Source organism: Streptomonospora mangrovi (assembly GCF_027604915.1).
GTDB classification, from domain to species: domain Bacteria; phylum Actinomycetota; class Actinomycetes; order Streptosporangiales; family Streptosporangiaceae; genus Streptomonospora; species Streptomonospora mangrovi.
Genome location: NZ_JAJAQC010000020.1, coordinates 70,323 through 93,382, shown reverse-complemented (window position 1 = coordinate 93,382; position 23,060 = coordinate 70,323). Strand labels below are relative to the sequence as shown.

The following is a 23,060-nucleotide window of genomic DNA, read 5'->3' as shown; positions in this document are numbered from 1 at the left end:
GCTGAAGCCAGGGCGGTGGTGGCCGGGAGCGGCGTCGGCGGCCTCGGATTCGGCGTCCTCCGGCTCGGCGTTCACGGGATCGGCGGGGCCGACCGGATCCGCCACCGCCGCGCGCCCCGGGTTCACCGCGCCCCTGTGGCGCGCCATCGCCGTGTTCCGCGTGGCGTCGCTGGTCTACGCCGTGGTGCTGGTGGTGCAGCACCGCGACCTGCTGGCCCACCCCTTGGGCGCGTGCGCCGTGCTGGTGGTGATGGCCGCCTGGACCGCCGGTTCGGCCTACCTCTACGCCCGCCCCAACCCGCCGCGCCGCGCGTGGGGGCTGCTGGCCGCCGACCTCGCCCTGACGTTCGGCTGCCTGGCGGCCACCGCGCTGGTGGTGGAGCCGGGCTACCTGCGGATGGGGCCGCCGCTGACCACCACCTGGTTCGCCGGGGCGGCGCTGGCCGCCGCCGTGATCGGCGGTCGCCGCTGGGCGCTGGGCGTGGCCCTCGGCCACGGGGTGGTGGACATCTGCGTGCGCCTGGCCCTGGGCCTCACCATCACCGCCGCCGTGCCGCGCGGCGTGGCGCTGCTGATGCTCGCGGGCTACGCCGTGGGCTACATGGCCAACTACGCCCACCTGGCCGAGCGGCGCTTCACCGAGGCCGTGGAACTGGCCGCCCGCACCCGCGAGCGGGAGCGGCTGGCGAGGTCCATCCACGACTCGGTGCTCCAGGTCTTGGCCCTGGTGCAGCGGCGCGGCGCCGAGGCCGGGGGAGAGGCGGCCGAACTGGGGCGGCTGGCCGGTGAGCAGGAGGCCAAGCTGCGCGCCTTGATCGACCTGCGCGACGGGGCGGGGAGCGGCGCGCCCGCAGCGGGCGAGGGCGGTGGAGGCGGCATCCACGCGGCCGCCACCGAGGACCTGGCCGCGCTGCTGCGCGGCCGCGCGTCGTCCCGCGTCAGCGTCTCGGCCCCGGCCACGGAGGTGGGGCTGCCCCAGCACGCCGCGACCGAGATCGACGCCGCCGTCGGCGAGGCACTGGCCAACGTCGAGCGGCACTGCCCCGATGAGACCCGCGTGTGGCTGCTGGTGGAGGACGAGGGCGACACCGTTGCCGTGACCGTGCGCGACGACGGCCCCGGCATGGCCGCCGACCGCCTGGACCGGGCATGCGCCGAGGGCCGCATGGGAGTGGCCCACTCCATCCGCGGGCGCATCGCCGACCTCGGCGGAACCACGGTGGTCACCACCGCCCCAGGCCAGGGCACGGAGATCGAACTCCGCGTGCCCCGCTAGGACCGCCGCCCCCTCCCGGCCGGGTGTCCTCGCGGTGGCGGGGCGAGCCAAAAAATTTCCGAGTCAGAAATTTTTCGTGGTCGGAAACTTTGGGGTAGGGTGAACGCATGGACGCCGACGACCCCTCCCCTCCGGGGCTCCGGGAGCGGAAGAAGCAGCGGACCCGCATGGCGCTCAGTTGGGCGGCCATCCGGCTGTCCGTCGAACGCGGGTACGCCAACGTGCGGGTCGAGGACATCGCCGACGAGGTCGGCGTCTCGGCTCGGACCTTCAACAACTACTTCGCGAGCAAGGGCGAGGCCATCGCCGCGCGCCAGTTGGACCGGGCGCGGCTCATCGCCGACGAACTGCGAGCCCGGCCCGACTCCGAACCCCTCTGGACGGCCGTGCGCAACGCCGCGCGGGCGCGGGTCGCCCTCGACCGCCCCTCCGACGGGGAGCGGACCCCAAACGACCACTGGATCGCCGGTGTCCGGCTGATGCTGACCGAGCCCGCCCTGCAAGCCGAACTGTTCCGGATCGACGCCGCCGCCCATGACGCGCTCGCCGGTGCGGTCGCCGACCGCACCGGCACCGACCCCGAGGACCTGTACCCGCAGTTGGTGGCCGGTGCCGTCGGCGCCGCCATGCACGCCGCCATGCGGCGGTGGCTGCGGGCCGACCCGCCCGGCCCCCTGCTGCCGCTGCTGGACGACGCCATCAGCCGGCTCTCCGCCGGGCTGCCCCCGCCCTGACCTGTCCTGCCCCTCCCTGACTCCTCCCGCAGTCCGGCCCCCGCCCTCGACCGGCTCCGCGCAGATCACCCTTCCCCGTAACCCCGTCACCCTCCACCGCCCCGGCAGCGCCGGGGCGCCGTCCGCCATGCCCGAAATCCGCCCGAGTCCCAGGAGGACCGACGCATGTCCGCTTCCACACCCGCCACCACGCCCACCACCCATGTCGTCATCGCCGGGGCCGGGCCCAACGGACTGATGCTCGCGTGCGAACTCGCCCTGGCCGGGGTGCGCCCCGTCGTGCTGGAGAAGCGCACCGGCCCCACGGCCGACAACCGGGCCAACGGGCTCGTGGGCCGGGTGGTGCCGCTGATGCACCGCCGGGGCCTGGGCCGACGCCTGACCGGCGACACCGAGCCGCCCCTCCCCACCGACAGGTACGTCTTCGGCGCGCTTCCGCTGGACCTGCGCCTGGCCGCCGACAACCCCCTGCACCTCCTGCCCGTGCCCCAGCGGCGCGTCGAGGCCGTGCTCGCCGAGCGGGCCGCCGAACTCGGCGTGGAGATCCGCTGGGGCCACGCCCTCACCGCCCTGTCCCAGGACGCCGACCCCGCCACCGGTCCCGGCAGCGGCCCCGCCACCGACCCCGGCGGCGTCACCGTCACCGTCGAGGCCGCCGACCACCCCCGCGGCGGCTACGAGCTGCGCGCCCGCTACCTGGTCGGCGCCGACGGCGGCCGCAGTGCCGTCCGCAAGCTCAGCGGCATCGGCTTCCCCGGCGTCACCCGCGACAACACCGTCACCCTGACCGCCCACGTCAGCGTCCCGGCCGCGCTCGTGGACCCCGCGACCGGCGGGCTGGGCGTCCCCGGTCACGGCACGGTCCCGGCCTTCGCCCACCACCGGACCGACCACGGGCTCATCGCCTTCGCCCCGTTCACCCCCGAGGCCCCGCTGCTCAGCGTCACCGAGTGGATCGAGCCCGGCGGCGCCCCCGCGCCCTCGACCGACGAGGTGCCCACCCTGGCCGAGGTCCGCGACAGCGTGCGCCGCGTCCTGGGCGCCGACGTGCCGCTCGCGCCCCCGGCCGGTCCCGGGCCGCACGTGCTCCGCCGCATCGCGGGCGGCAACACCCGCCTGGCCGACCGGTTCCGCGCGGGCCGCGTCCTGCTGGTCGGCGACGCCGCTCACGTGCACTCCGCCATGGGCGGCCCCGGCCTCAACCTGGGGTTGCAGGACGCCGTCAACCTCGGCTGGAAGCTGGCCGCCCAGGTACGGGGCCGCGCCGCCCCCGGTCTGCTGGACACCTACGAGGCCGAGCGCCGCCCGGTCGCCGAGCGGGTGACCATGCAGACCCAGGCGCAGTCCGCCCTGACCGCCCCCGGCCCGGACACCACCGCCCTGCGCCGCCTGTTCGCCGAGCTGCTGCGCCTGCCCGCCGTCGTCCAGCACGTCGCCGACACCATGGCCGGGGCCGACGTCCGCTACGACATGGGTACGGACTCGCCCGACCCCCACCCGCTCGTGGGGCGCTGGGCGCCGGACCTCGTGCTGGAGCCGGTCGACGGCGGCCCGACCCGCGCCCTGGACAACCTGACCCCCGACGCCCGCCCGCTGCTGCTGGACCTCACCGGCACGGGGGCGTTCGCCGCCCAGGCCGGGGACTGGGCGGACCGAGTGCACGCGGTCTCCGCCCGCCCCGTCGGCGAGGCGCCGGCCCGCGCGCTGCTGCTGCGCCCCGACTGCTACACCGCCTGGGCGTCCTCGGCAGAGCGGCCCGCCGAGCGCGACCTCGGCGAGCTGCGGGCGGCGCTGGCCCGCTGGTTCGGCCCCGCTGCCTGAGGTGCCGCACCGACCCGGTCACCAGGTCGCGCCGGGTCACCAGGTCGGGTCCGGCCGCCGGCGGTGTTCCACCGCCGGGCCGTGTCCGACCACCGGGTCCGGCATCACCGTCCGGCCGCCGCCATCCGCCCGGTCATACCGTCACGCCATCACACCAGCGGCGGTCCGTCGCCGGGTTCCTCCTGGTAGGAGTAGCGCTGCTCCTTCCAGGGGTCGGCCAGGTTGTGGTAGCCGCGCTCCTCCCAGAATCCGCGCCGGTCGGCGGTCAGGTACTCCACCGCCCGCACCCACTTCACGCTCTTCCACCCGTAGAGGTGGGGCACCACCAGCCGCACCGGGTGGCCGTGCTCGGGCGCCAGGCGCGCGCCCGCCCGGTGGGTGGCCAGCAGCACCCCGGCCGCCAGGAAGTCGCCGATGCGCATGTTGGCGCTGTAGCCGTACTCCGCCCACACCAGCACGTGGGTGACCGAGGGCGCCGGCGGCGCCAGCTCCACCAGGGTCCGGGTGGAGACCCCGCTCCAGGGGACCTCGGGCATGGTGAACCTGGTCACGCAGTGGAAGTCCGAGACGCTGTCCACGCGCGGCAGCGCGTCGAACTCCGGCCAGGTCCACCGGTACTCGCCCAGGTTCTCGGTGAACCCGTAGACGCGCAGGTCCCACCGCTCGGGCCGGAAGCGCGGCACGGGCCCGTAGTGCAGGGCGGGCCATTCGCGCGGTACGTACTGCCCCGGCGGCAGCGGCTGTTCCGACAATCGGCTCTCCTCGGTGCGCTCTCCCTCACATCCTGCCAGGGCCGTCCCGGCCCTCCACCCGCCCCCTCAGCTGCCCGGCCCCTCACCGTGGTGCGCTATAGTCGCTTCCATGCAGCTCAGCTTTTGGCGCTTTTATGGCTACCGGCCCACGGCTAGGACGGTCGCCCGCCAAGCGCTGCGCTGACACGGACGACATCGAAGAGCCCCGGGCCGGTCACCGGCCCGGGGCTCTTTCGCGTCTCACGGGCCGGTCCGGTCCCGGACCGCACCCGGTGCGCCCGAGCACGACAGCCACGTCCGGCCACGGACGCACACGACGCCGAAGGGACAACCACCATGGTCATCGTCATGGGACCAGGAGCAACACCCGAACATATCGACAACCTCGTCGCCCTCGTGACGAGCGCGGGAGGCGAGGCCTACGTCACGCGCGGCGTGAGCCGCACCATCATCGGCCTGGTCGGCGACGTGGCGCAGTTCGAGACCCTGGACCTGCGTGCCATGCCCGGTGTCAGCGACGTCCTGCGCATCAGCGTCCCCTACAAGCTGGTGAGCAGCGAGAACCACCCCACCCGCTCCACCGTGCGGGTGGCCGGGGTGCCCATCGGCGGCGACCACATGACCGTCATCGCCGGGCCGTGCGCGGTCGAGACCCCCGACCAGACCCTGCGGGCGGCCCAGATGGCCAAGGCCGCCGGCGCGGCGCTGCTGCGCGGCGGCGCCTACAAGCCCCGCACCTCCCCCTACGCCTTCCAGGGGCTGGGCGAGACCGGCCTGAAGATCCTCGCCGACGTGCGCGCCGAGACCGGCCTGCCGATCGTCACCGAGGTGGTCGACGCCGCCGACGTCGAGCTGGTCGCCGGCTACGCCGACATGCTCCAGATCGGCACCCGCAACATGCAGAACTTCGCGCTGCTCCAGGCGGCCGGAGAGGCGGGCCGCCCGGTCATGCTCAAGCGCGGCATGAACGCCACCATCGAGGAGTGGCTGATGGCCGCCGAGTACATCGCCCAGCGCGGCAACCTCGACATCGTGCTGTGCGAGCGCGGCATCCGCACCTTCGAGAAGGCCACCCGCAACACCCTGGACATCAGCGCGGTGCCGGTCGCCCAGCGGCTGTCCCACCTGCCGGTGATCGTGGACCCCTCGCACTCGGGCGGCAAGCGCGAACTGGTGCTGCCGCTGTCGCGGGCCGCCATCGCGGTGGGGGCCGACGGCATCATCGTCGACGTCCACCCCCACCCCGAGACCGCGCTGTGCGACGGCCCGCAGGCGCTGGTGGACTCCGACATCCCCGAGCTGGCCGACATCGCCGCCACGCTGCCCGCGCTGCTGGGCCGCACCCTCACGCCCGCGCCGTCGCCCGCCGCCCGGCCGGAGCCGGCCGGGGTCTGACGGCGTCGCTTGGGCTGTCCCTTCGCACGTGGCACACGACGGCGGCCCCGGTTCCGGCCCGGAACCGGGGCCGCCGTGCGCGGCGGCGCGGCGCCCCCCGATGCGGCCTTGGCGCCGCGAGCGCCTTCAGACCTTGGCGGGCGCGGAGTCGCCCAGGAAGCTGGGCCGGTGCAGTTGCGCCGTGGTGACCAGGTGCTCGGCCAGCTCCTCGGCGTCCAGCCGCTTCTCGATCTGGCGCAGGTCGGGGATCTTGGCGGCGGTCTCGACCTGGCGGGGGGTCAGCAGCGTGCAGCAGTCCTCGTCGGGCAGCTCGGAGATCGTCAGCGTGCCGATCCGCCGCGCCTGGTCCATGATCTCGGTCTTGTCCATGCCGATCAGCGGGCGCAGGATCGGCAGGTCGACGGCGTCGTCCAGGGCGGTCAGGTTGGTCATGGTCTGGCTGGAGACCTGGCCCAGCGCGTCGCCGGTGACCAGCGCCTCGGCGCCGAGGTCGTCGGCCAGCGCCTCGGCGGTCTTGAGCATCAGCCGCCGCTGCGCCACGATCTGCAACCGCTCCACGCCCGAACTCTTGAGCTGCTGCTGGGCCTTGCCGAAGGGCACCACGAACAGCCGCGAACCCACCTGGAAGCGGTCGAGCTGGCGCACCAGGCTGTAGGCCTTGTAGATGGACTCCGGGCCGGTGAACGGCATGCCGGAGAAGTGCAGGAAGTCGACCTTGAGGCCGCGGCGCATCATCCGGTGCGCGGCGACGGGGGAGTCGATGCCGCCCGACAGCAGCACCAGCGCGCGCCCGCTCATGCCCACCGGCAGCCCGCCCTGACCGGGGATGCCGTCGGTGAAGACGAACACCTCGTCCTTGTCGACCTCGATGGCGACCGTGTTGGCCGGCCGCTTGAGGTCGACCGGCAGGCCGTGGGCCGCCTGCACGGCGGCGCCCACGTGCCGGGCGATCTCGGAGGAGGTCAGCGGGAACCGCTTGTCGCGGCGGCGCGCCTTGACCGCGAAGGTGCCGGTGCGGTCGGCCAGGGCCGCCACGGCGGTGGCGGTCACGGTGTCGAGATCCTTGGGCACCCGGCGCACCAGGTGCACCCACACCACGCCCATCACGTTGCGCATGCGCTCGGCCAGCTCGGCGACCTCCAGGTCGGAGCCGCCGGGCATGCGGACGATGATCACGCCGGCGCCGCGCTGGGTCAGCTTGATCTCGCCCAGACCGCGCGCCGAGGCGCGGATGTTGTTGTGCAGCCGGCGCTCGAACAGGCGGCGGTTGCTGCCCTTGAGCACGATCTCGCCGAGTTTCATCAGCACGCACAGCTCGTGCGGTCCGGAGGCGGACCGCAGTTGGACGGCGGCTTCGGCGGCCTCGCGCCCGTCGACGGCCTCGGGCTCGGACATGACGGCCATGGCGGCGGCTCCAACGGTTCGTTCGCGTGCGTGGTGCCCGGAGGCGCGCGGGCGGCCGCGGAGGGGGCCGCGCCCGGCGCCTGCGGGTGATATCCCAGTATCGAACATCCCAACGACCGGTCGGGACAACCGGATTCCCGCTTCCGGCGGCCGGGACTCCGGAGGGGCCGCCCCCGGGCGCGGCGGCGCGCGGGGGGGCCCCGCGCGCCGCCGCGGCGGTGCGGGGCTGTGCGCGGCCGGGCCGCGCGGCGCCGGTCAGCCGAAGAAGACCTCGGCCTCCTCGTAGCGCTCGGTGGGGACGGTCTTCAGCTTCTCGGTGGCCGCCGAGAGGTCCACCCGCACGATGTCGGTGCCCTGGAGGGCGACCATCTTGCCGAAGTCGCCGTCGTGGACGGCGTCGATGGCGTTGACGCCCAGGCGGGTGGCCAGGACGCGGTCGAACGCCGAGGGGGTGCCGCCGCGCTGCACGTGGCCCAGCACGACCGAGCGGGCCTCCTTGCCGGTGCGCGACTCGATCTCGTCGGCCAGGCGCTGGCCGATGCCGCCCAGGCGGACGTGGCCGAAGGCGTCCTTCTCGCCGGTGGACAGCTCCATCTGGCCGTCCTTGGGGTGGGCGCCCTCGGCGACGACGATGATGGGCGCGTAGTTGGTCTTGAAGCGGCTCTCGACGTGCGCCACGACCTCGTCGATGTCGAAGGGCCGCTCGGGGATGAGGATGACGTTGGCGCCGGCGGCCATGCCCGAGTGCAGGGCGATCCACCCGGCGTGGCGGCCCATGACCTCCACGACCAGCGCGCGGTGGTGGGACTCCGCGGTGGTGTGCAGCCGGTCGATCGCCTCGGTGGCGATGTTGACGGCGGTGTCGAAGCCGAAGGTGAAGTCGGTGGCGTTGAGGTCGTTGTCGATGGTCTTGGGCACGCCCACGACGCTGACGCCGCGGTCGGTGAGCTGGGTGGCCACGCCCAGGGTGTCCTCGCCGCCGATGGCCACCAGCGCGTCGATGCCCAGCTCGGCCATGTTGGCCTTGACCCGCTCCACCCCGCCGTCGATCTTCATGAGGTTGGTGCGGGAGGAGCCCAGGATCGTGCCGCCGCGCGGGAGGATCCCGCTGACGGCCGCGCGGTCCAGGGGCATGGTGTCGCCCTCAAGCGGGCCGCGCCAGCCGTCGCGGAACCCCACGAACTCGTAGCCGTAGTCCTTGATCCCCTTGCGGACGACCGCGCGGATCACCGCGTTCAGCCCCGGGCAGTCACCGCCGCCGGTCAGCACCCCGACTCGCATGCGCGTACTCCTCGAATCCAATGACGAAACCCTGACTGCCATGGCCGGCGCGGGGCGCCCTCCAGGCGTTGCGGACCCCGGGGTCGCCCGCCGCCGGCACGGCAGCGAGAATGTGACCGGTGTCACGGATGGCGTCCGGCGCGCGTTGCAAGCCCCGCACCCCCGGGTAGACCCCTCGGGTGATGTCTGGGAGCGGGGGCCGGTGCCGTCCGCTCACACCGTCCGCATGGTCTAGACCATAGTCGTCCAACGTGCTGGAGGCCAACCCATGACCGTCCTCGCGATCGACGCCGGAACAACCGGTGTCACCGCCCTCATCGTGGATGAGAACGGCGCCGTTCTCGCCCGGGGTTACCAGGAGTTCGCTCAGCATTATCCCGAGTCGGGGTGGGTCGAGCACGTACCCGAGGAGATCTGGCAGGCCACCCTTTCGGCGTGCCAGACCGCGCTGGACGGCACCGAGACCGCGCCCACCTGCATCGGCATCACCAACCAGCGCGAGACCGCCGTGCTGTGGAGCCGCAAGCGCGGCGGCGCGCCGCGCAGAGCCATCGTGTGGCAGGACCGCCGCACCGCCGGGATCTGCTCGGAGCTGCGCGATGCCGGCCACGAGGAGCGCGTGACCCAGGTCACCGGGCTGCGCCTGGACCCCTACTTCACCGCCACCAAGCTCACCTGGATGAGCCGCAACGACAAGCGGGCCTGGAGCGGCGTGGAGTCGGGCGACACCGTGGCCGGCACCGTCGACTCCTACATCATCAGCCGCATGACCGGCGGCGCCCGCCACGTCACCGACGCCTCCAACGCCTCGCGCACCCTCCTCTACGACATCAACGAGGGCCGCTGGTCGGAGGAGATGTGCGAGCTGTTCGGGGTCCCGGTCTCGGCGCTGCCCGAGGTCGTGCCCTCCTACGGCACCGTCGGCGAGACCGACCCCGAGGAGTTCCTCGGCCTGCGCCTGCCCGTGGCGGGCATCGCCGGCGACCAGCAGGCGGCCATGTTCGGCCAGAACTGCTACACCCCCGGTTCCTCCAAGTGCACCTACGGCACCGGGTCCTTCGTGCTCGTCAACACCGGGGAGTCGCCGGTGGCGCCCGAGCACGGCCTGCTGAGCACCGTGCTCTGGCAGCACCCCGACGGCCGCCTGGAGTACGCCCTGGAGGGCTCCATCTTCGTCACCGGCGCCGCCGTGCAGTGGCTGCGCGACGGACTGGGGCTCATCGACACCGCCGCCCAGACCGAGGGCCTGGCCGCCAGCGTCCGCGACTCCGGCGGCGTGGTGTTCGTGCCGGCGCTCACCGGCCTGGGCGCGCCCGACTGGGACCCCCACGCCCGGGGCGCGATCTTCGGCATCACCCGGGGCACCGGCCGCGCCCACATCGCCCGCGCCACCCTGGAGGCCATCGCCTTCGAGGTGCGCGACGTCGCCGAGGCCATGGCGCGCGCCTCGGGCACCGAACTGCCCGAACTCCGGGTCGACGGCGGCGCCTCGGCCAACAACCTGCTGTGCCAGATCCAGGCCGACCAGCTCCAGGTGAGCGTGGCCCGGCCCCAGGTGCAGGAGACCACCGCGCTGGGGGCGGCGTTCCTGGCCGGCCTGGGCACGGGGGTGTGGTCCTCCACCGACGAGCTGACCCAGACCTGGAACCTCGACCGCCGGTTCGAGCCGGGCGAGCGCCACGAGGGCGCCCACCGCCGCTGGCGCGCGGCGGTGGAGCGGACCAAGGGCTGGGCCGACATCGGCTGACGGCCCAGCGGGGCCAAGGGCGGCCCGGTCCCCGCCGCCCCGCCGCCGGCCCCCGGCGCGCCAGGCTGCGCCATGGCGCGGCGCGGGGGCGGGGCGCCGCGTCAGCGGCCGGCTCAGCCGTCGGCGTCCAGGCCCCGGTCGATCGCGTAGCGCGCCAGTTCCACCCGGTTGTGCAGGTGCAGCTTGTTCAGCGTGTTCTGCACGTGGTTCTGCACCGTGCGGTGCGAGATCGACAGCCGCTCGGCGATCTGCTTGTAGCCCAGGCCCTTGGCCACCTGGCGCAGCACCTCGGTCTCGCGCGGGGTCAGGGAGGGCGCGGGGGCGGGGTCGCGGCGGGTGCGGGGCTCGGCGGCCATGCGCCGGTACTCGCCCAGCACCAGCCCGGCCAGCCCGGCGGTGTAGACCGCCTCGCCGGCGTGCACCCGCCGCACGGCGTCCAGCAGTTCCTCGCGCCCGGCCGACTTCACCAGGTAGCCGGTGGCGCCCGCCTTGACGGCCTCCAGCACGTCGGCGCGCTCGCCGCTGGCCGACAGGATCAGGATGCGCGGCGGGTCGGCGGCGGCCAGCAGCCGGCGGGTGACCTCCACCCCGGACATGTCGGGCAACTGGAGGTCGAGCACGGCGACCGTGGGCCGGGCGGCCGGGGCCACCCGCACCGCCTTGGCGCCGTCGCCGGCCGTGGCGACGACCTCCAGGCCGGCCTCGGCGAGGTCGCGCGCCACGGCGTCGCGCCACATCGGGTGGTCGTCGACCACCATGACGCGCACCGGGCGCACCGGGGGTGCGGCGGCGCGGTCGGGGCTGGGCGGGCTGTCCATGCGGCGAGCCTAGCGAACGGCCGCCGGCGGGCGGGGCCGCCGGCGGCCCGGGTCAGTCGTCGCCGCCGCGCCCGTTGCCGTTGCCGTTCCCGTTGTTGCCGTTGCCGCCGCCCTCGCCCTCGTCGCCGCCGGGGCCGAACGGGCTGACCCACAGCTCGATCTCGGTGCCCTTCTCGGCCTCGCCCTCGGGGCTGTAGCGCACGACCCGGTCGCCGCCCAAAATCTCGGTGACGGTGACCTCGAAGCCCAGCTCGCGCAGCTCCTTCTCGGCGTCCTGGACCTTCCAGCCGGTGACGTCGGGGATCGCGACCATCTCGGGCCCGGTGGAGACGGTGAGGGTGACGTCGTCGCCGGCGCTGGCGGTGGAGCCGCCCTGGGGGTCCTGGGAGATCACCTGCCCGGCGGGGACGTCGTCGCTGGACTGCTCGGTCAGCGACACCTGGAGGCCCAGGTCCTCCAACGTGGACCGTGCCTGCTCCTGGTCCTGGCCCACCACGTCGGGCAGGTCGAAGCCCTGGGCGACGGTGAGGACGATCTCGCCCTCGCGGTCGGCCTCGGCGCCGGGCTCGGGGTCGGTGCTGAGCACGGTGCCGGCGGGTTCCTCGTGGGAGGTGGTCTGCTCCTCGGTGATCTCGGTGAAGCCCTCCTCCTCCAGCGCCGCGCGGGCGTCGGAGGCGGACTGGCCGACCACGTCGGGCATCTCGACGGTCTGGGGCCCCTTGGACAGCGACACCGTGACGGTGTCGTTGGGCAGCACGCGGTCGTCGACCCCGGGGTCGACCTCGGCGATCAGGCCGGGTTCGACGTCGTCGCTGTAGACCTGGGAGTCGGCGACCTCCATGCGCAGCCCGGCGTCGCGCAGGACGTTGGCGGCCTCCTCCTCGCCCATGCCGACCACGTCGGGCACGGGCTCGTAGCGGCCGATGAAGAACCACCAGCCCAGCACGATGAGCACCAGGGCGAGCACCGCCGAGACCAGCAGGGCGGGGTAGTGCCGGCGGTCCAGGCGGCCCAGCGGGCCGCGCCGCTCGGGCGGGAGGTCGTCGTCGAGGTCGTCGGGGTCGCGGAGGTCGGCCAGACCGCCGGCCTCCACCACCAGGGTGTCGTTGGCGTTGACCGGCGCGGGCGCGGCGGCGCCGGGCACCGGGCCGGCGCCGGCCGCCGCGGGCAGGGAGTTGCGGGCCTCCAGCACCAGGGCGAGGTACTGCCCGGCGTTGGCGGGGCGGTAGCGGGGGTCGCGCTCGGTGGCGCGGGTGACCAGGGTGTCGACCTCGGGCGGGATGCCGGGCACCATCCGCGAGGGGCGCGGGACGTCCTCGTTGACGTGCTGGTAGGCGATGGAGATGGGGGTGTCGCCGGTGTGGGGCTGGCGGCCGGTGAGCATCTCGTAGAGCATGATGCCGGCGGCGTAGACGTCGGTGCGGGCGTCGGAGGTGCCGCGCTCGATCTGCTCGGGCGCCAGGTAGGCGGCGGTGCCCATGAGGGTGCCGGTCTTGGTCATGCCCTGCTGGGACTCAACGGCCCGCGCCAGGCCGAAGTCGGCGACCTTGACCAGGCCGGACTCGGTGAGCAGGACGTTCTCGGGCTTGACGTCGCGGTGGATCATGCCCGCCTGGTGGGCGGCGCCCAGCGCGGCCAGCACGGGGGCGATGATGTCGAGGGCGTCGCGCGGCGCCAGCCGCCCGCGCGCGTGCAGCATGTCGCGCAGGGTGCGCCCGGGGACGTACTCCATGCACAGGTAGACGTGGCCTTGGTCGGTGCCCTGGTCGAAGACGCCCACCACGTTGGGGTGGGACAGCTTGGCCACCGAGTGCGCCTCGTTGATGAAGCGGCGCACGAACGTGGGGTCCTCGGCCAGGGAGGGGTGCATGACCTTGCACGCCAGACGGCGGTCCAGGCGCAGGTCGTGGGCCACATAGACCGTGGCCATGCCGCCGCTGGCGACGCGCGCCTCGACGCGGTAGCGCTGGTCGAGGGTCGTGCCGACAAGGGGGTCCGCAGTCGTCATGTCCACACAGGGGAGTTTAGGGCGTATGGGACAGCCGGTCGTAGTCGATCCACCGCCCGGCCGAACCGGGCGGGGCGGCCTGGGGCGTCCGGAACCCCCGCCACGGCCGCGTTCGCGACGCGGTGGCCCGGCGCGGCCAGGAGCCGATCCTTTACCCGCCCCGCGCGGCCCGCGCCGCGCCCGGCCGCCAGGGGCCGCGGCCGGACGCGGGGTGGGGGAAGGGTGCGGGAGGCAGGCGCGGGAAGGCGGAGGGGGCGGTCAGTCCACCCCGGGGGAGGACGCCTGGGCGTAGCGCCGCACCGGGATGCGCCCGGCCCGGTAGGCGGCCCGCCCCGCCGACACGGCGTCGCGCATGGCCGCCGCCATCAGCACCGGGTCCTTGGCGCGGGTGACGGCCGTGGCCAGCATCACCGCGTCGCAGCCCAGCTCCATGGCCAGCGCCGCCTCGCTGGCGGTGCCGATGCCGGCGTCGATGACCACCGGCACGTTCGCCTGCTCCACGATCAGCTCGATGTTGTGCGGGTTGCGGATGCCCAGCCCCGAGCCGATCGGCGCGCCCAGCGGCATGACGGCGGCGCAGCCCACCTGCTCCAGGCGGCGGGCCAGCACCGGGTCGTCGTTGGTGTAGGGCAGCACGGTGAAGCCCTCGTCGACCAGCCGCTCGGCGGCGTCCAGGAGTTCGACGGGGTCGGGCAGCAGGGTCCGCTCGTCGGCGACGACCTCCAGCTTGATCCAGTCGGTCTCCAGCGCCTCGCGGGCCAGCCGGGCGGTGCGCAGCGCGTCGCCGGCGGTGAAGCACCCGGCGGTGTTGGGCAGGGGGCTGATGCCGTTGCGGCGCAGCACCTCCCACACCGACCCCTCGGCGCCGGGCGCCACGCGGCGCAGCGCCACCGTGGTCAGTTCGGTCCGGGAGGTCACCAGCGCCTCCTCCAGCACCCGCAGCGACGGCGCGCCGCCGGTGCCGGTGATCAGCCGGGAGGTGAAGGCGCGCCCGGCGATGACCAGCGGGTCGGCGGCGGGGTCGGGGACGGCCGGCGCCGCGCCGGCGGGGGCGGCGGGGGACTCAGGGGCGTAGGTCATGGGGGTTCAGCCTCCTTGCACCGCGGTGAGCACGTCGATGCGGTCGTTCTCGGCGACCACGGTGGTCGCCCAGTCGGCCCGGCGCACCACCTCGTCGTTGAGGGCGACGGCCACGCCGCCCGCAGACCGCGTGAGCGAGGCCACGACCTCGGCCACCGTGGTGTGCGGGGCGACGCTGCTCGGCCGCCCGTTGATGGTCACGTCCACTGGTCCGCTCCGCCTCCCGTGCCGGTGCCGCCGACGGCCTCCAGCGCGCGGGTGGCGGCGAACCGGCGCGCGTACCCGGGCAGGGCGCCCGTGGTCAGTGCCTCGGCCATGGCGTCGCCGGTGGCCGGGGTGAACAGCACGCCGTGGCGGAAGTGCCCGGCGGCCAGGTGCAGGCCGGGCACCGACGTGGGGCCCAGCAGCGGTTCGTTGTCGGGGGAGCCCGGGCGCAGTCCCACGCAGGTCTCGGCGACCTCCAGTTCGCTGACGCCGGGCACCAGTTCGTGGGCGTCGCGCAGGATCTCCCACAGCCCGCCGGCGGTGAGCCGGGTGTCGTGGCCCTGCTCCTCCTGGGTGGCGCCCAGCACGATCTCGCCGTCCTCGCGCGGCACCAGGTAGACGGGGGAGCCGCGCACCAGGCCGCGCACCGTGCGCCCCACCAGCGGGGGTTCGCCGGGCGGGGTGCGCAGCCGCAGCAGTTGCCCCTTGACCGGGCGCAGCGGCGGGACCGCGCCGGGGGGCAGCCCGCCGATGGCGGGGATGCCCGCGCCGGCGGCCAGCACCACCTGGCCGGCGGCGAGTTCGCCGCCGGAGGCCAGGCGCACGCCGCGCACGCGGCCCCCGTCGAGGACGACCTCGCTGACCCGGTCGCGGACGCCCACGGCGCCGCGCCGCTCGGCGGCGGCGTGCAGGGCGGCGAGCAGCCGGCGGGGGTCCACGGAGTGGTCGTCGGGGGCGAGGTAGCCGCCGCGCACGGCGGGCGCCAGCATCGGCTCCAGGCGGCGGCACTCGCGGCCGGTGAGGCGCTCGGTGCGCAGGCCCAGGCGGGTGCGCAGCTCGCTGAGGTGGGCCAGCCGGGCGAGGTCGTCGGTGTCGAACGCGGCCTGGAGGGTGCCGTGGGGGCGGTAGCCGGCGGGCAGGCCGCTGTCCTGCTCCAGTTCGGCGACGAAGGCGGGGTAGCGGTCGCGGGAGAGGACGCCGAAGCGCATCAGCGCCTCCTCGCCGAAGGCGGCCTCGGTGGCGGGGGTGAGCATGCCCGCCGCGACGGGGGAGGCGGCGCCGGCGGCGGTCTGGGCGACCACGGTGACGGACAGGCCGCGCTGGGCGGCCCGCCAGGCGGTGACCAGCCCGATCAGGCCGGCGCCCACGACGACGACGTCGGGGGAGCGGGAGGCGGATATCGCTGCGCACACGGTGGTCGCCACTTCCTTCGCCGGTATGACCCGGATCAGGTTCATGCGGTCGGAGGCTGACAGCCTCCCTCTCAGCCGGGTCCCGACCCGGCTCCCGCGGGTGTCCTTGTCCGCACCCATCCTATGACCCCGCGCGGCCGGAGGGGCGGGCGGGCCGGGCGGGGGAGGGGTCGGCGCGGCCGGCGGTGACGGAAGGGAGAGGGCGGGGGCGCGAGGGGCGCCGTCCGAGGTCGCCGGGCGCGCCGGGCGGGGGACCGCGCCGGTCGCCGCCGGTCACGCCGTGAGCGAACGCGGCCGGTGCGGGGACGTTGGCCGCGTTTGCGAGGGGCCGGGGTGTGGGACATTGGCAGCGTGACCGAGAACGACCACGACACCGACACCCTCGTCGGTGAATGGATGACCATCAAGGACGTCGCGCGGGCGCTCAACACCAGCCCCAACCGCGTCAAGCAGTTCATCGCCGACCACAAGCTGCTCGGCGTCCGCCGCAAGGGTGAGCTGTGCGTCCCCGCCGCGTTCATCGCCGGCGACGACATCGTCAAGGGCCTGCCGGGCACGCTGACCGTCCTGGCCGACGCCGGGTTCAGCACCGACGAAGCGCTCCAGTGGATGTTCACCCCTGACGACACCCTTCCCGGCGCGCCCATCCAGGCGCTGACCGAGAACCGCGGCACCGAGGTCCGCCGCCGGGCGCAGGCCATGGCCCTGTAGGCGCGGGCCGCACCCGGCGGGCGCGGCGGATCCGCCCCGGCGCCCGCGGGCACGCCGGGGCGCGGCGCCCACCCCGCCCGCCGGGCGCCGCGCGGGCGCGCACTAGCATGACGCGGGTGAGCACCAGCACCAGCCTGCGCGAGCGCCTGGCACGGGCGCGCCTGTACCTGTGCACCGACTCCCGCGCCGAGCGCGGCGACCTCGCCGAGTTCCTCGACGCGGCGCTGTCGGGCGGAGTCGACATCGTCCAGCTCCGCGACAAGTCGCTGGAGGCCCGCCAGGAGTTGGCGGCCCTGGAGGTCGTGCGCGCCGCCTGCGCGCGCCACGGCGCGCTGATGTCGGTCAACGACCGCGCCGACATCGCCCGCACCGCCGGCGCCGACGTGCTGCACCTGGGCCAGGAGGACCTCCCCGTGCCCGCCGCCCGCGACATCATCGGCCCCGAGCCGCTGATCGGCCGCTCCAACAGCGACGCCGCCATGGCGGCGGCATCGGCCGGGCAGGAGGGGGTCGACTACTTCTGCGTGGGCCCGACCTGGGCCACACCCACCAAGCCGGGGCGCGCGGCGGCCGGGCTGGAGCTGGTGGAGCGCACGGCCGCGCTGGGCACCGCGCGCCCGTGGTTCGCCATCGGCGGGATCGACCTGGGCAACCTGGACCAGGTCCTGGCGGCGGGTGCGCGCCGCGTGGTGGTGGTCCGCGCCATCACCGAGGCCGACGACCCCCGGGCGGCGGCGGCGGAGTTCCGGCGCCGCCTGGACGCGGCCGCGAACGGGGACGCCAACGCGGACGCGGGCGCCTCGCGGTAGTCGGGGAGGCGGCAGCACGCCCTCGGGGCGGCGGCACGGCTGATCCGGCCGACGCCCCGCTGCGGCGCGCCACACACCCCTAACACCGTTAGGTAACGATCTCCGTTACGTCCTTTTCCGGGCCGCGCCCGGCTCCTAGCGTCAGTTGCACCCGTGATACCCGTCACAACGGATTTGCGAAGGGTGTGGGCTGATGCGCAGCACCATGCAGGACGTACCCCTCTCCATCGGCGACCTCGTCCGCTACGGCACCACCGTCCACGGCCGCGCGCGGGTCGTCACCTGGTCGGGAGACCCCGCCACGGCGCGCCGCTCCACCCTGGCCGAGGTCGGCGCGCGGGCCGCGCGCCTGGCCCACGCGCTGCGCGGCCTCGGCGTCACCGGCGACCAGCGCGTCGCCACCTTCCAGTGGAACAACCAGGAGCACCTGGAGGCGTACTTCGCGGTCCCCGCGATGGGCGCGGTGCTGCACACCCTCAACATCCGGCTGCACCCCGACCAGATCGCCTACATCGCCGACCACGCCGAGGACCACGTCGTCATCGTGGACGCCTCGCTGCTGCCGCTGTTCGCCCCGGTCCTGCCCCGCCTGCGCACCGTGCGCCACGTCGTGGTCTGCGGCGGCGACCCCGGCGCCCTGGCGGCCGAGGGCGTGGCGGTGCACTCCTACGAGGAGCTGATCGCCGGGCAGCCCGACACCTTCGACTGGCCGGCCGTCGACGAGCGCGACGCCGCCGCCATGTGCTACACCTCCGGCACCACCGGCGCGCCCAAGGGGGTCGCCTACAGCCACCGCTCGGTGTACCTGCACTCCATGCAGGTGTGCATGACCGACGGCAAGGCGCTCAGCCAGGCCGACCACGCGCTGGCCGTCGTGCCGATGTTCCACGCGATGTCCTGGGGCCTGCCCTACGCCGCCCTGATGGTCGGCGCCTCGCTGCTGCTGCCCGACCGGTTCCTCCAGCCCGGACCGCTGGCCGACATGATCCAGGCGGAGCGGCCCACCCTCGCCGCCGCCGTGCCCACCATCTGGCAGGGCGTGCTCCAGGAGTTGGAGTCCGCGCCGCGCGACGTCTCCTCGCTGCACAGCGTGGTGGTGGGCGGCATGGCCTGCCCGCCGTCGCTGATGCGCCGGTTCGAGGAGCTGTACGGGATCCCGGTGCTGCACGCATGGGGCATGACCGAGACCTCGCCGCTGGGCAGCGTCGCCCGGCCGCCGGCGGACTCCGAGGGCGAGGAGCGCTGGGCCTACCGGCTGAGCCAGGGGCGACTGCCCGCCTCGGTCCAGGGCCGCCTGGTGGGCCCCGACGGCCGCCCGGTGCCCCACGACGGCACCAGCGTGGGCGAGCTGGAGGTGCGCGGCCCCTGGGTGACCGGCTCCTACCACCGCGACGACGACCCCGAGCGGTTCCACGACGGCTGGCTGCGCACCGGCGACGTCGGCACGCTCACCCCTGACGGCTTCCTGCGGCTCACCGACCGCGCCAAGGACGTCATCAAGTCCGGCGGGGAGTGGATCTCCTCGGTGGAGCTGGAGAACCAGGTGATGTCGCACCCGGCCGTGGCCGAGGCCGCCGTGGTGGCGGTGCCCGACCCCAGGTGGGACGAGCGGCCGCTGGTGGCGGTGGTCCTCAAGGAGGGGGCGGTGGCGGAGGCCGCCGAGCTGCGGGCCTTCCTCGCCGAGCGGGTGCCGCGCTGGCAGGTGCCGGAGTACTGGACCTTCGTGGCGGAGGTGCCCAAGACCAGTGTCGGCAAGTTCGACAAGAAGGTGCTGCGCGGCCGGCACGCCGAGGGCGCCCTGAAGGTGGCCGAGGTCCGGGGGTAGGCGGCGCCGGGCCGGTGGACTCCGCCGCCGCTCTGCGACCGACACGGTCGGCCGCAGAGCGGCGGGGCGGATGGATGCGCGGGTGCGGCGGGCGGTGCGGGTCGGTGCCGCCCGCGCGGCCCGGCAGGGGGCCGGGTTCGCCGCGCGCCGGGCGCCGAGGGCCGGGCGCTAGACGAGCACGTGCCGCAGCGCGGTGGGGTGGGTGCGCAGGAAGCCCTCCAGCGACTGGGCGGGATGGCCGGTGAGCGCGGGCACCGCGGGGGAGACCACGTCCAGTTCGCCCGCCGCGATGGCGGCGTAGGAGCTGGCCCACCCCTCGATCTGCCAGTCCGGGGCGCCAGTCAGCCGCCGCGAGGCCAGCGCCTCCTCCCAGGTCTCGGGCACGTAGGCGATCACCCGACCGGTCAGCGCGGACAGCCGCTGGGCGGTCTCGCCCAGCGTCATGGCCTCCGGGCCGGTGAGGTCGTAGGTGCGGCCGTGGTGGGCCGGTCCGCCGGTGAGCACGGCCACCGCCGCGTCGGCGATGTCGTCCCGCGAGACCCACGCCGCCCGGCCCAGACCGGCCGGCCCCCGGATGATGCCGGTGTCGTCGGCCCAGGAGGGCAGCAGGTCCAGGTAGAGGCTGGGCCGCAGGAACGTGTGGGCGACACCCGAGGCCCGGATGTGCTCCTCGGTGTGGAAGTGGTCGCGGGCGAAGATGAACACCGAGGCGGGGCCGGCGCCCAGGAACGACGTGTAGACGATCCGGCTCACCCCGGCGGCCAGGGCGGCGTCGACCACCCGCGCGTGCACCGGCACCCGGTCCGCCGCCTCGGGCAGCGACACCAGGAACAGGGTGTCGACGCCCCTGGCGGCGCGCTCGAAGGCGGCGGTGTCCTCGTAGGACGCCATGACGGCGCTGGCCCCGGGCAGCTCCGGGGCGCGGTTGAGGTCGCGCACGATGAGCCGCTGCGCCACCCCCCGCCGGGCCAGCCGGTCGGCCACGCGCCTGCCGAGGGCGCCGGTGGCGCCCGTAATGCCGATGGTGTGCGTTATTGCCTGATCGTCGCCCATGGCGGTCATTATCGGGCAACAGGGGGTGATGGTCACCGACCGTGGGCACCCCCGTACGCAACCCGCGCGGGCGCGGGGGTCGCGTCGGGGGCTCAGCGTGTTGTGCCGTGCGGGGGCGGAGGAGGGGGCGTGCCGGCCGCCGTCCTCAGCGGGGCGGCCGGCACGCCGCCTCAGCGGCCGGGCGGGGCGGTCGGGCCGTCGGCCGGCGGCTGCGGGCCGGGGGTGGGCGGAGCGGGCGGGGCGGTCGGCGAGGCGGGGAAGGCGTCGGTACCGGACGGGGCGGCGGGTGCGGCCGCCGGGGCACCGGCGGTCGCGGCGGGGTCGTTGCCCGGGCGGGACCGCCCCCGGTAGCTGAGCCTGCGCAGCAGCACCTCGGCCGGGCTGCGCACGTCGGCCCGCTCCATCGCGTAGGCGCCGACGAGCGTCACCAGCCACACACCCACCGCGAACGCCGCCATCTGGGCGCTGCCGAACACCCCGCCGAGCCCCACGCCCCAGGCCGTCAGCAGCGGCGCGCAGATCACCGACTGGGCCAGGTAGCACGACAGGGAGCGCTTGCCCACCGCCGCGACGGCCGTCGTGACGACGCCCCGGCGCGAGCGGCGGGTCATCGCGTAGCCGATCAACCCGAACAGCGCCACGTAGCCGGTGCCGCCGAACACGCCGCTGAGCTGCTGCACGCCGCCCAGCGAGGTGTTGAGGAGTTCGGAGGAGTCGAAGAGGCCGACGTGGGCCATCGCGTGCGGCAGGCCCGACACCCAGGCGACGCCGATGCCGATCACGGCCGTCCAGGTCAGCAGCCGGAGGTGGTCCTGCGGGCGCTCCAGGACGCGGCGCTTGGCCAGCACCATGCCCAGCGCCATCATGGCGGGGACGGTCAGCCCGAACACCTGGACGAGCAGCATCAGCGGCCACACGATGACGCGGTCCACGGCGGCGGCCAGGATGTCGGGCTCGCCGAAGGAGGCGTGCAGGATGTCGGGGATTCCGGCCGTTGACTCCGCGTCGGCCGCGGAGGGCGGGGCGGAGGCGGCGGCGACCGCGCCCAGCAGGGTGAGGCCGTACAGCAGGAGCACCACGCCCAGCAGCACTCCGGCGGCGATCCGGATGGCCCGCTCGCTGCGGCGCAGGAGCAGCCAGCCCAGGATGAGCCCGGCCAGGCCGTAGGTGGCCAGGATGTCGCCCATGAACAGCAGCAGCGTGTGCAGGAAGCCGAAGACCAGCAGCCACAGGTGGCGGCGCCGCAGCACGCCCGCCGCCGACCGCTCACTGGCGCCCGCCTCCCGCTGGCGGTCGTAGAGGCGCATCATGCCGTAGCCGAAGAGGCACGCGAACATCGGGTAGATGCGGCCGTCGACCGCCGTGATCATGACGAACTGCACGGCGCGGTCAAGCGCCGAGCCGTCGGTGGGGTGGGCGCCCATGGACGACTGCGGCGATCCCCACAGGTACCAGGGCGTGTTCGCCAGCGCGATCATCAGGAGCATGAACCCGCGCGCCAGGTCAGGAGCCAGCGCCCGCTCGTCGGGGCGCACCGGCCCGCGTGCGGGGGATGTGGTGGCGTTCACTGCAAACTCCAGGTGGTGGATGTTCGGGGACCCGCGCCGGGGCCGGGGCCGGACCGCCGCGAGGCGCGTCAGCGCGATAACGGACTAATTCCTCCACCCTGCCGCAATGCGGACGTAGGGCATATCGACCGCGAGTAGGGCGCGGGCCTCCACCGCAAGGGGGAGGCCCTTCACCTCTGTGCGGGACAGTCGCCCTCATGGCGCATCTGACCAGCGGAAACGTAGGTGCTGGGGTGCTGGGGGAGCGGGCCGGGACAGCGGCGGGGAGGGGGAGGGGTGCGGCGATGATCACGGCCGCTGTCCGCATCCGGCCTCGGGAGGGGGCGGGGGAGGGGCGGAAGGTCCGGGGGAGGCCATACCGCTCCGCCGCCCGGGTGGCGGGTGTGGCGACGAGGCACCGAGGGTGGCGGAGGTGCGGGCGGCGGTCATCGGTGCTGTTGCGTGCTGGCTGGGGTGGCGTCGGGGCGGCGACGGCGGGTGGGGGTTCGGGTGGGGCGAACATCGGTGCGGCGGTCGGGTGGCTGGGGCGGCGACGGGGCGCCGGGGGCCGCAGGGGTGCGGGCGGCGGTCATCGGTGCTGTCGCACGGTGGCTGGAGCGGCGACGCGGCAGCGAGGGTGGTGGGGTGCCGGGTGGCGTTCACCGGTCACCAAGGCGGGTGGCTGAGGCCGAGACGGGGGCGGCGAGGGCGGATGGGGGTTCGGCGGGCGAACGTCGGTGCGGCCGTCAGGTGGTTGAGGTGGGCGACGGGGCGGCCTCGGGGCTGGCGGCTTGGTGGCGGGGCCGCCCCTGCTTGAAGTGGCTCGCGCGGAGGGCTGGTGGGGCAAACCCACATGTCGTCCGCTCGCGCCCCGTTGTTATTTAGCAATTTGTCCTGTTTGTTCTTTCATTCGGCTGTCACGCAAGGGCGACGAAGGGTGCCGAAGGGGTGCTTCCGCCCGCATGGTGAGACACTCGGGGAGGGGCGATTGACCATTTGGACGCTTATGTCGCTTTTTGGAGGCGACGAACCGCGCCTATCTGTCGCTCTGGCGCGTCGAACTCGCAGGTCGTCGTGAAAGAGGCCGCCAACGTCTCACAATGTGAGATTTCCGAGGTCGGGTGCCCGCTTTGTCTGCATTGTCCCGCGCGGGGGGCATCGAGGGCGGGGGCGGCACCGTCAGTCCGCCCCGCCCGCCGCGCGGGTGCGCGGACCCCGTCGCGGCCCCGGCCGCCCTCCGCAGTACCGGCTCGCGCGAGCCCGGCCCCTCGCCGCCTTCGGCGCCTCCTCGCTCCCCGGCCCTGCCGCCGCCGTGCCGATGACCGCGTGCCCGGACCGCTGCGGCCCTTGGCGCCATCGTCGCCGCCCCGGACGGACGCGGTGCGGTCCGTTGGCCGCCCGG

18 protein-coding genes and 1 riboswitch are annotated in these 23,060 nt (G+C 74.8%); of the genes, 8 read left to right on the top strand and 10 right to left on the bottom strand.

The features are described from left to right. Positions 1 to 133: 133 nt before the first annotated feature. From macS to LG943_RS13975, 3 genes are all read left to right on the top strand, one after another. Positions 134 to 1,276 carry a MacS family sensor histidine kinase gene (macS, locus tag LG943_RS13985; protein ID WP_270072725.1) on the top strand — a complete coding sequence of 381 codons (1,143 nt, stop codon included), beginning with the start codon at positions 134 to 136 and terminating at the stop codon, positions 1,274 to 1,276. Positions 1,277 to 1,383: 107 nt separating this feature from the next. Further along, the gene (locus LG943_RS13980; RefSeq protein WP_270072697.1) at positions 1,384 to 2,010 is read left to right on the top strand and encodes an acyl-CoA-like ligand-binding transcription factor; all 627 of its coding nucleotides are present in this window, start codon (positions 1,384 to 1,386) and stop codon (positions 2,008 to 2,010) included. Positions 2,011 to 2,175: 165 nt separating this feature from the next. Then, positions 2,176 to 3,831, top strand: coding sequence for an FAD-dependent monooxygenase (locus LG943_RS13975; protein ID WP_270072696.1), 1,656 nt, complete (start codon positions 2,176 to 2,178; stop codon positions 3,829 to 3,831). Between the two features lie 149 nt (positions 3,832 to 3,980). On the opposite strand, the gene LG943_RS13970 is transcribed toward LG943_RS13975, so the two are convergent. Further along, positions 3,981 to 4,583: a molybdopterin-dependent oxidoreductase gene (locus LG943_RS13970; protein WP_270072695.1), complete on the bottom strand. Its 603-nt coding sequence runs from the start codon at positions 4,581 to 4,583 to the stop codon at positions 3,981 to 3,983. Positions 4,584 to 4,919: 336 nt separating this feature from the next. Here LG943_RS13970 and aroF point away from each other — a divergent pair, with 336 nt between their 5' ends. Further along, complete coding sequence (gene aroF / locus LG943_RS13965; protein ID WP_270072694.1) at positions 4,920 to 5,978, top strand: 3-deoxy-7-phosphoheptulonate synthase; 1,059 nt, start codon at positions 4,920 to 4,922, stop codon at positions 5,976 to 5,978. A gap of 126 nt (positions 5,979 to 6,104) precedes the next feature. Here the strand turns inward: aroF and thiI are convergent, their stop codons facing one another. After that, the gene (thiI, locus tag LG943_RS13960) at positions 6,105 to 7,382 is read right to left on the bottom strand and encodes a tRNA uracil 4-sulfurtransferase ThiI (RefSeq protein WP_270072693.1); all 1,278 of its coding nucleotides are present in this window, start codon (positions 7,380 to 7,382) and stop codon (positions 6,105 to 6,107) included. A gap of 255 nt (positions 7,383 to 7,637) precedes the next feature. Next, the gene (locus tag LG943_RS13955) at positions 7,638 to 8,663 is read right to left on the bottom strand and encodes a 6-phosphofructokinase (protein ID WP_270072692.1); all 1,026 of its coding nucleotides are present in this window, start codon (positions 8,661 to 8,663) and stop codon (positions 7,638 to 7,640) included. A 268-nt stretch (positions 8,664 to 8,931) separates the two neighbouring features. On the opposite strand from LG943_RS13955, the gene glpK reads away from it, so the two are divergent. Further along, positions 8,932 to 10,410, top strand: coding sequence for a glycerol kinase GlpK (gene glpK / locus LG943_RS13950; RefSeq protein WP_270072691.1), 1,479 nt, complete (start codon positions 8,932 to 8,934; stop codon positions 10,408 to 10,410). Positions 10,411 to 10,523: 113 nt separating this feature from the next. On the opposite strand, the gene LG943_RS13945 is transcribed toward glpK, so the two are convergent. The 5 genes from LG943_RS13945 to thiO all read right to left on the bottom strand — a co-directional run bounded on the left by LG943_RS13945 (position 10,524) and on the right by thiO (position 15,713). Continuing rightward, positions 10,524 to 11,168 (bottom strand): response regulator, encoded by a 645-nt coding sequence (locus tag LG943_RS13945; RefSeq protein WP_270072724.1) that lies wholly within the window; start codon positions 11,166 to 11,168, stop codon positions 10,524 to 10,526. A 112-nt stretch (positions 11,169 to 11,280) separates the two neighbouring features. Beyond that, positions 11,281 to 13,242, bottom strand: coding sequence for a Stk1 family PASTA domain-containing Ser/Thr kinase (pknB, locus tag LG943_RS13940; protein ID WP_270072690.1), 1,962 nt, complete (start codon positions 13,240 to 13,242; stop codon positions 11,281 to 11,283). Positions 13,243 to 13,494: 252 nt separating this feature from the next. Further along, positions 13,495 to 14,316, bottom strand: coding sequence for a thiazole synthase (locus tag LG943_RS13935; protein WP_270072689.1), 822 nt, complete (start codon positions 14,314 to 14,316; stop codon positions 13,495 to 13,497). 6 nt (positions 14,317 to 14,322) lie between these two features. Further along, positions 14,323 to 14,523, bottom strand: a complete 201-nt coding sequence (thiS, locus tag LG943_RS13930) for a sulfur carrier protein ThiS (RefSeq protein ID WP_270072688.1) — start codon at positions 14,521 to 14,523, stop codon at positions 14,323 to 14,325. After that, on the bottom strand, positions 14,514 to 15,713 hold the full coding sequence (thiO, locus tag LG943_RS13925; RefSeq protein ID WP_270072687.1) for a glycine oxidase ThiO: 1,200 nt from the start codon (positions 15,711 to 15,713) through the stop codon (positions 14,514 to 14,516). The genes thiS and thiO overlap by 10 nt, the downstream gene beginning before the upstream one ends. After that, positions 15,708 to 15,821, bottom strand: a riboswitch (TPP riboswitch). (Overlaps the previous gene by 6 nt.) Positions 15,822 to 16,064: 243 nt before the next feature. Here thiO and LG943_RS13920 point away from each other — a divergent pair. From LG943_RS13920 to LG943_RS13910, 3 genes are all read left to right on the top strand, one after another. Beyond that, positions 16,065 to 16,424 (top strand): Rv2175c family DNA-binding protein, encoded by a 360-nt coding sequence (locus tag LG943_RS13920; RefSeq protein WP_270072686.1) that lies wholly within the window; start codon positions 16,065 to 16,067, stop codon positions 16,422 to 16,424. A gap of 107 nt (positions 16,425 to 16,531) precedes the next feature. Continuing rightward, positions 16,532 to 17,233, top strand: a complete 702-nt coding sequence (gene thiE, locus LG943_RS13915; protein WP_270072685.1) for a thiamine phosphate synthase — start codon at positions 16,532 to 16,534, stop codon at positions 17,231 to 17,233. Positions 17,234 to 17,426: 193 nt separating this feature from the next. Next, positions 17,427 to 19,058 (top strand): long-chain fatty acid--CoA ligase, encoded by a 1,632-nt coding sequence (locus LG943_RS13910; protein WP_270072684.1) that lies wholly within the window; start codon positions 17,427 to 17,429, stop codon positions 19,056 to 19,058. 168 nt (positions 19,059 to 19,226) lie between these two features. Here the strand turns inward: LG943_RS13910 and LG943_RS13905 are convergent, their stop codons facing one another. Together LG943_RS13905 and LG943_RS13900 are read right to left on the bottom strand one after the other, a co-directional pair. Then, positions 19,227 to 20,111, bottom strand: coding sequence for an SDR family oxidoreductase (locus LG943_RS13905; RefSeq protein ID WP_270072683.1), 885 nt, complete (start codon positions 20,109 to 20,111; stop codon positions 19,227 to 19,229). A gap of 170 nt (positions 20,112 to 20,281) precedes the next feature. Next, positions 20,282 to 21,679, bottom strand: coding sequence for a DUF418 domain-containing protein (locus LG943_RS13900; protein ID WP_270072682.1), 1,398 nt, complete (start codon positions 21,677 to 21,679; stop codon positions 20,282 to 20,284). Positions 21,680 to 23,060 lie beyond the last annotated feature (1,381 nt).

What these genes read in the sequence shown, in the direction of transcription:
- LG943_RS13980 (WP_270072697.1), top strand. Translation starts at nt 1,384, where the DNA reads ATGGACGCCGACGACCCCTCCCCTCCGGGGCTCCGGGAGCGGAAGAAG.
- thiI (WP_270072693.1), bottom strand. Translation starts at nt 7,382, where the DNA reads ATGGCCGTCATGTCCGAGCCCGAGGCCGTCGACGGGCGCGAGGCCGCC.
- aroF (WP_270072694.1), top strand. Translation starts at nt 4,920, where the DNA reads ATGGTCATCGTCATGGGACCAGGAGCAACACCCGAACATATCGACAAC.
- LG943_RS13910 (WP_270072684.1), top strand. Translation starts at nt 17,427, where the DNA reads ATGCGCAGCACCATGCAGGACGTACCCCTCTCCATCGGCGACCTCGTC.
- glpK (WP_270072691.1), top strand. Translation starts at nt 8,932, where the DNA reads ATGACCGTCCTCGCGATCGACGCCGGAACAACCGGTGTCACCGCCCTC.
- thiE (WP_270072685.1), top strand. Translation starts at nt 16,532, where the DNA reads ATGACGCGGGTGAGCACCAGCACCAGCCTGCGCGAGCGCCTGGCACGG.
- LG943_RS13955 (WP_270072692.1), bottom strand. Translation starts at nt 8,663, where the DNA reads ATGCGAGTCGGGGTGCTGACCGGCGGCGGTGACTGCCCGGGGCTGAAC.
- LG943_RS13975 (WP_270072696.1), top strand. Translation starts at nt 2,176, where the DNA reads ATGTCCGCTTCCACACCCGCCACCACGCCCACCACCCATGTCGTCATC.
- LG943_RS13945 (WP_270072724.1), bottom strand. Translation starts at nt 11,168, where the DNA reads ATGGTGGTCGACGACCACCCGATGTGGCGCGACGCCGTGGCGCGCGAC.
- LG943_RS13905 (WP_270072683.1), bottom strand. Translation starts at nt 20,111, where the DNA reads ATGGGCGACGATCAGGCAATAACGCACACCATCGGCATTACGGGCGCC.
- LG943_RS13935 (WP_270072689.1), bottom strand. Translation starts at nt 14,316, where the DNA reads ATGACCTACGCCCCTGAGTCCCCCGCCGCCCCCGCCGGCGCGGCGCCG.